The sequence below is a fragment of the uncultured Pseudoalteromonas sp. genome, from assembly GCF_963922945.1.
GTDB lineage: Bacteria > Pseudomonadota > Gammaproteobacteria > Enterobacterales > Alteromonadaceae > Pseudoalteromonas.
The window spans coordinates 1-6,885 of sequence record NZ_CAWUKC010000125.1; the positions used below are offsets into that span (position 1 = coordinate 1).

The 6,885-nt window shown below is 42.7% G+C and carries 5 protein-coding genes; 2 read left to right on the forward strand and 3 right to left on the reverse strand.

The window, feature by feature from the left end:
* Positions 1-666 precede the first annotated feature (666 nt).
* On the forward strand, positions 667-1,215 hold the full coding sequence (locus tag AABI99_RS17140; protein WP_338367341.1) for a hypothetical protein: 549 nt from the start codon (positions 667-669) through the stop codon (positions 1,213-1,215).
* 158 nt (positions 1,216-1,373) lie between these two features.
* Here the strand turns inward: AABI99_RS17140 and AABI99_RS17145 are convergent, their stop codons facing one another.
* A complete protein-coding gene (locus AABI99_RS17145; RefSeq protein ID WP_338367342.1) occupies positions 1,374-2,960 on the reverse strand; it encodes a cell surface protein in 1,587 nt (528 codons plus the stop codon).
* 169 nt (positions 2,961-3,129) lie between these two features.
* Positions 3,130-4,593: a dGTPase gene (gene dgt, locus AABI99_RS17150; protein ID WP_338367343.1), complete on the reverse strand. Its 1,464-nt coding sequence runs from the start codon at positions 4,591-4,593 to the stop codon at positions 3,130-3,132.
* Between the two features lie 122 nt (positions 4,594-4,715).
* On the opposite strand from dgt, the gene AABI99_RS17155 reads away from it, so the two are divergent.
* A complete protein-coding gene (locus AABI99_RS17155) occupies positions 4,716-5,936 on the forward strand; it encodes an ectonucleotide pyrophosphatase/phosphodiesterase (RefSeq protein ID WP_338367344.1) in 1,221 nt (406 codons plus the stop codon).
* 155 nt (positions 5,937-6,091) lie between these two features.
* Here AABI99_RS17155 and AABI99_RS17160 read toward each other — a convergent pair whose 3' ends face one another.
* Positions 6,092-6,835, reverse strand: coding sequence for a zinc-dependent metalloprotease family protein (locus tag AABI99_RS17160; protein WP_338367345.1), 744 nt, complete (start codon positions 6,833-6,835; stop codon positions 6,092-6,094).
* Positions 6,836-6,885 lie beyond the last annotated feature (50 nt).

Below are 6,885 nucleotides of genomic sequence, written 5' to 3' on the forward strand. Positions count from 1 at the left end.
GAGGTTAAGAGACGCTGCGCTTTAGAGAAGTAACTCGCATCTTGCGCGAGCAAGCTTCGCGGCTACAAGCAAAATTAACCACCGAGAAGTGAAGGAGTAGAGCAGGAGAAGTGACTTATTTATACCTGTGTTTCTCCGTGTAGCGCGAAGCGCCTCTGTGCCCTTTGTGGTGCAATTAACGAGTAGCAGCGGCTTTATGCCGCGAAAAATTTAATACCAAACGCGAGGTATGCTCCTGTCATTTTGTGCCTGTTTTTATTTGACCTTTGCCTCTTTTAGAAAATTTAAGCAGTTGTGTGTGGTTTTGATTCTGCAGTTATTCACTTTGAGTAATTTTATTTAATTTTTAGTAACAATAAACGTAAACTTTTTGCTTGCGGTGTGGTCATAAAAAGAGTTACTTTTTACAGCTCGTTACAAACAAATAACGTGTTGACTGGTGGGTAAACGAGCGCTCAGCTATTGACAGCGTTGAAATGTGGCGCGCTGAGCTTAGCAGTGGTTCATTAAATATTAACATTGATAAAATTGTTCTTTTAATTTGAACTGTCTAGTATTAAAGATTGACAGTACATACGTGTGTAAAACATAATATTAACATTACCCACACATAAAAAGCATTTACCTCAATTGTATTGCGTAAACCGGTTGAAGGAGGGAAGTATTATGAACAAATTGCTAATTGCATGCGCTATTACAGCTGCAACTTTGTATGTTTTTAAAAACGATTTGACCGCCTTGGCTAAAAATAACCTTTCAACAACTAACACCATACCAGTGCAGCCTGCTCAGCCGTTGGTGGTAGATATACAAGCAATGCATGATATTTCTAACAAAAAGGGAACTGCTCTTACTGAGCAAATAGTGATTACCCCTCAAGAGGTAGGTGAATACTCTGAGTTAGAGGGTGCAGCAAAAACCCAAAGTGCAGATGATTTAGCGAAGTCAGAGCAAGCATTTATAAATACTGTGCAAAGTAGCTTTGCCGAAAAGTCGTTATTTTTATACAGCTTTGAGTGTAAACAAAACGATTGTAATGCGGGTATTGTTGCAACCGATGGGCAACCTAAACACGAAGACATTGCAGGTTTGTTAGCTGATTTATCTGCCTCGGAAGAGTTTGCAAATCATTCAGTGCAATTAGCGGGTGTAGCGGTAAATAACGATGGTATTTTGCAATACGATTTAAATATAAAAAACAGGCCCCCTGAGTGACCCAGTATTTAAAAAAAGCGGCTGTAAAGCCGCTTTTTTGTGCCTGCAGCATAATTATTACCGCTGTAGTTAATACAAAACCCTATGAGGGCGGTTAAAAAACGCTACTTAGTGATTGTCATGTTTTAAGCCTTAACATTAGCTGCTTAATTATTTAGCTAGTCTTTTGTTTTCATGTTTTTAGCGCGTTCTTCTGCCTCTATTAAAGCTTGAGACTTAGGTGCTTTCTTTTTAGGCTCTATAACGGGCTTTTTATCTGAATTTGGGTCCCAGCTTTCATCTAGCGAAAGGTTTGCAAACGGGTTACTTGCATCAGCTTGTTTTGAAGAGCTTTCGGGCTCAGGCGCTGATTGAGCTGGTTGTTGTTCTGTTGCTTTGCTTGCTGGCGCATCTAGTGGTGCTTCATTATTGGGCTTGGCTGCAGCGCTTACCGTTACATCCTTTTTACTTGCTTTTAAGGGGGCTTCGGGGTCGTAAGTGCGAATTTCGGGCTCTTTAAAGTCGTGCTCAATATTTTGCGTGGCGTGTTCAGGCTCGTTGGCTTTATCGCTGGTATGTAAGTGCGCGCTGCTCTTTGGCTCGGTGGTTGGGTTAGTTGAAACAGGCGGCTCGTTTACAAGTGTGGACGCTTGCGGTTTAACTTCTTCAATAGGATCTGCTTTTGGCTTTTCAGCCGGACTGCTTTGAGGCTTGCGCGTTCGCTTAATTGAGGGTGCATCAGGGTCAAATTCTCTTACTTCAGGCTCAGCAAAACTGTTTGCATTTTGAATACGCGCCAAGGTGTTTTTAGCTGCGGCTTCAAATTCTGCGGTGTTTGGCTCTGGCGCTACTTTGTTAGGCTCAGGAGTGGGCGCTGCTTTTGCAGTTAGCTGGGTTTCGTGATCGGCTGGTTGCTCTGTGGCAGGCTTAACTTTATTTATAGGCGCTTTTGAAGGTTCATTATTTTTTACTTTTGGCTTTTTACTCAAAGCTGCTGCGCCTTTTTGCGTTACTGTTTGCTCTGTTTTAGTACTGCTATTTTTAGTAACCGCAGCCGTTGGCTCTTTAACAGGTGGCGCAGCAGGCGGCTCAGCTTTGTTTTGTTTAGCGCGGCGTAAGCGTAGTATCACCACCATGGCGCCAATAAGTACCACAACCAGCAATAACAAGCTGGGTAAAAGTAATGAACTGGGCGGCTCAGTAACGGGTGTTGGCACAAGTACAGGGGCAGGTTTTGGCGTAGCTTTCACTGTTGGCTGATCTTTTTTAGGCTCTGTTTTGGGCTCTACTTTGGGCGTGTTTTTATCAGCAATAGGTTGTACTTGCGTTTGAGTAGTTAAAGGCTTTTGTTCAGTGGTCTTTACTGCGTTGTTAGTGGGCTCAGGCGCTGTAATCTCGCTTTGTTGTTCATCTATTTGTTCATTAGGCTGCGCAGAGGTTGTGTTATTTACGCTTTGTTTTATGGCTTGCTCTGCTGCATTGATTTGCTCAAGCAGCGCTTGCTCTTGCTCTGGAGTAAGTGCATGGGGCTCAGGGGCTTGCTCAACAACTTTGGGCGCTACCGGTTTTGTTTGTACTTGCTTAGGTTTGTTACAGTTTCTTTTAAAATCACGCGCGGCTTTACGGTATTGTTGGCTGGTTTTATTATTACTGTACTGCTGCATTTCTTGCTTTATTAAAATACACATGGCTTCGTTATAGGCCACACTTTGGCTGCTATAAAATAAAGCAAAACAAAAAATAAGTTGAGAGAGTCTAGTAATCATAAAACACGGCGCTTAAGTATCAATAGTTTGATTTTAAGCGCAAAGTTAAAATATATCTAGGCTTATAGCTTAGAGCGCGTTGAACTTTGAGATTGAAATTTGCTCAACCTTGGAGCGATTAAACCGCTCCAAGGTTTGTAACCTAGTGAGATAAGTAAAAACCCCCTCGTTAATCAATCACCATTAGGCTGCGGTATTCATCGTAAGCAAATTGGTCGGTCATGCCACTTATGTAATCTTGAATTAGCCTGCAGCGATAATAAAACTCGTACGCGGCAAAGTGGTCGGGCTCTTCTTGCATGGCATCTATAGCGTGTTGGTAACTATTTAAATGCTTTTTAGAGAGCTTTTTAACTAAACGTGACTCTATTAATAAGCGCGAGTCGCCATTAAGTGCACGTTTAAAGTCATCGCTATTAAGCTGAAGCAGCGGTTTATAACAATCGAGCAGGCCGTTAATGATGCGATAGCCTTGTAGCTCGAGTTTTTCTACCTCTTTATGCGAAAACACATGTTTAAGCGCTACTTGTTTTAGGGTTTTGGTAATAGCGTGCAGGTGGCTGTTATCTTCGAGTAGGGCTTGGTTAAAATCGCCATGATAAATTGGCTCAATGTGCTCTATAAATCGCTTTGCGGCGTGGTTAACAAGCGGGTGAAGCAGGGCAACACGCAGGTAAATAAAAAACTCGCTGTTAAAGTTATAAGGCTGTGCACTTGCGCGCTCTAGGGCGTAATCAACCGCTTTATTTACAAAGTTTAAGTGCTCTGTGTCGTCAATGGTTAAGTTTATTAGGGCTTTTTTATATTCACTTTTTAACTGTTGGCAAAGTAGCTCGGTGGTTATTATGTCTTTTTCTACGGCGTCTTCTATGTCGGCTAAGCAGTACGATATGTCGTCGGCAGCTTCCATTATATAACTTGCCGGATGGCGGCAATATGGCTCTATAATCAGCTCGTTTTGCAGTGCTTCTACAAAGGTTTTTTCGCTGTAGTAGTAGCCTACTTTTTTCATTAAGTAGCTTTTATTTTGTGGTATGTCTTTTGGGTTTAGCCCTGCAGGGCGGGTGTATTTTAAAATACCAGCACTTTGGCAGTAGGTTAAATTTAAGCCAAGCAACGAGTGAATGATCCGTATGCCTTGCGCGTTGCCTTCAAAGTTACAAATGTCGTGTGCTAGGTGTTTAAAAATAACCCCTATGCCGGTATTTGGCTCTTGGCAGCGGGTGGGGGTAACGCTTGCTAAATTATTATTAAACCAGTGGTTTATGGCGGCTTCGCCAAAATGACCAAAAGGTGGGTTACCTATATCGTGCATTAGGCACGCCATTTCTACTAGGCTTTCGAGTGGGCGTTCTAGCCCTTTTAGACCAAACTCGGTTTGTTGCTCAAAACTTAAATTTGCAAATATGCGCTGTACTATAAAACGCCCCACTTGCTGTACTTCTAGCGAGTGAGTTAAGCGCGAGCGTACCGCGGCGTTACGCTCTAGCGGAAACACTTGGGTTTTTTGCTGCAGGCGGCGAATAGCTGCACTGTTAATGATGCGCCCGCGGTCGCTTTCCATCGCCATTTGTAAATTTGCGGTGGTGCGATACATGCGCGCTGGGGTTATTTTTTTACTAAAGTCGATCATGGTTTCTCCGTGAATAGCGCGCTGCGTCATTGATATTTAATAAACTGGGTTTAATCTAGCAGTTTGTATCATAAAGTAACAACTTGCTTTAAAATAATTTTTTTGCATTTAAGGTAGTAAAAATGAAGCTGTGGATTTTAAAGGTAATGTTGTTTTGCCTTGCTTTAGGGACGAATAGCGTGTTTGCCGCGAAAGAGCAAACCGTTGTACTTATATCAATAGATGGCATGCGTTGGGATTACATAGAAAAACATGGCGCGCCTAATTTAAAAGCAATGGCTGCTAAAGGTGTACGCGCACAAAAGTTGATGCCTGTGTACCCAACTAAAACATTTCCTAACCATATTTCTATTATTACTGGGTTGTTGCCAGTAAATCATGGCATTGTTGATAACAAATTTTGTGATAAAGCACGTAAAAACGAGTGCTACAGCATGGGTAAAGGCATGCGCGATAGCACGTGGGTTAGCGGTATTCCACTTTGGAATTTAGCTAAAATGCAGGGGCTAAAGTCGGCTACGTATTTTTGGCCAGAGTCTGATGCGCGCTTTAACGGTATGACGCCCGACTATTATTTTCATTATTCTAAATACAGTGAATACCAAAACCGTGTAGATCAAATAATCCAATGGCTTAGCTTACCAAAAGCGCAGCGTCCACGTTTTGTAGCCAGTTACTTTTCGTTGGTTGATAGCATGGGGCACGAGTTTGGGCCAGATGCACCGCAAACCCGCGATTCAGTTAAGCAGTTAGACGAGCTAATGGGGCAACTACAGGCGCGTTTAAGCCAACTAGAGCAAGATATTAACCTTGTTATTGTGTCTGATCACGGTATGGCACATGTAGATCCTGAGCAAAGTATTGATGTTACCACTTTGCCCACAAACGATAACTTTATAGTTAAAAACACCGGCCCACGTTTACTTATTTACGCAAAACCTGGGGTAACAAGCGAGCAAATTGCAACTTACAAACAACGTTTGCAACAAGCAGCAAACGGGCGTTATACCGTATTAACTGACGCGCAGCTGGCAGCTTATCATTATAATAAAGGCACGCGTGTAGGAGACATTGTTGCGCAAACGAATGCACCTGCTGTGTTTACTAACAAGGGCAAAGCTATGTACTTAGGTACTCATGGCTATGCTTACACCGACGATATGGCAGCCACGTTAATTGCGATAGGGCCTGCGTTTAAACAAGGGTTAAGCCTTGAAAAAGTAAATAACCTTGATATTTACCCTGTGCTTGCAAAGGTAATGGGGCTTAAGCTGCTAAGTAAAGTAGATGGCGATGGTAAAACACTTATGCCCGCCGTAAAGCAAAAAATAGTGGTGCATTAAAATTAGCTGCGCACTTTTAGGCTTTTAGTTATTACTATGGAATAAGTGTACCTTTTGCTAAATATTGTAAAGGTGGATGCAAGATTAAATTTTGTTAATGTTTAGGGTTAAAAAAGAGCGCCAAGGCGCTCTAAAGGGAATAAGACTAACTTAGCTTATTTAAAATTAGCGATACTTGTTTTTGTATCGGTAACGGTACGAATTGCATACGCTTGGCCAGTTACCCCAAAGGCTAAGCCATTTACGCTCCAATTAGGATTTGAGAAGTAATCGTATTGGGTTGCGCTACCATAAACGTGTGGGTAGGCCATAATGCTGGCAAATTCGTTTTGCACGCCATGGCCCATACCATCAACATACACACCGCCTGAGGTATCACCTTGTTTGCGTGAGTGCGCTAAGCCTTGGTTGTGGCCCAGCTCGTGCACAAACGTGGTGGCGCCACAATCAATGGCTGTGATTGAGTACATGCGGTCGCTCATTGAGCTGTATAAATTACCGTTTGTACCTTGGCCAACCCAAGCTAAACCACACGAAATTAATCCATTGCCCGCACTTTGGCCGGTACCCAGTACAGCCACCATATCGGCTTTCCAGCTCGTGCGTAAACCATCTACGTAGCTGCTATTGGTCACGGCATCTAACCATTCTTCAGACGGGGTAATTGCGTAATCGCCTAGGTTTTCTGTGCCGGCTAAACGCAGCGTAATGTCTACGCCATTTTGGCTATAAACCTGGTTACTAAATGCAATCAACTGGTTTATTTTGGTGTTTATATTACTTGTCGCTGCGGCTGATTGGTCGGTATATAAAATACCAATATCAATTGTTACTGCTTGCGCTGCACTGGTTGCAAATAGCGCGCTGGCAATAGCTGCCGAAGTGATTAGTTTTTTCATTTTTATATTTCCTTACTTATGTAGTGGTTGGAAGGTTTACTGCTGATTGA

What these genes read in the sequence shown, in the direction of transcription:
- AABI99_RS17140 (WP_338367341.1), top strand. Translation starts at nt 667, where the DNA reads ATGAACAAATTGCTAATTGCATGCGCTATTACAGCTGCAACTTTGTAT.
- AABI99_RS17145 (WP_338367342.1), bottom strand. Translation starts at nt 2,960, where the DNA reads ATGATTACTAGACTCTCTCAACTTATTTTTTGTTTTGCTTTATTTTAT.
- dgt (WP_338367343.1), bottom strand. Translation starts at nt 4,593, where the DNA reads ATGATCGACTTTAGTAAAAAAATAACCCCAGCGCGCATGTATCGCACC.
- AABI99_RS17155 (WP_338367344.1), top strand. Translation starts at nt 4,716, where the DNA reads ATGAAGCTGTGGATTTTAAAGGTAATGTTGTTTTGCCTTGCTTTAGGG.
- AABI99_RS17160 (WP_338367345.1), bottom strand. Translation starts at nt 6,835, where the DNA reads ATGAAAAAACTAATCACTTCGGCAGCTATTGCCAGCGCGCTATTTGCA.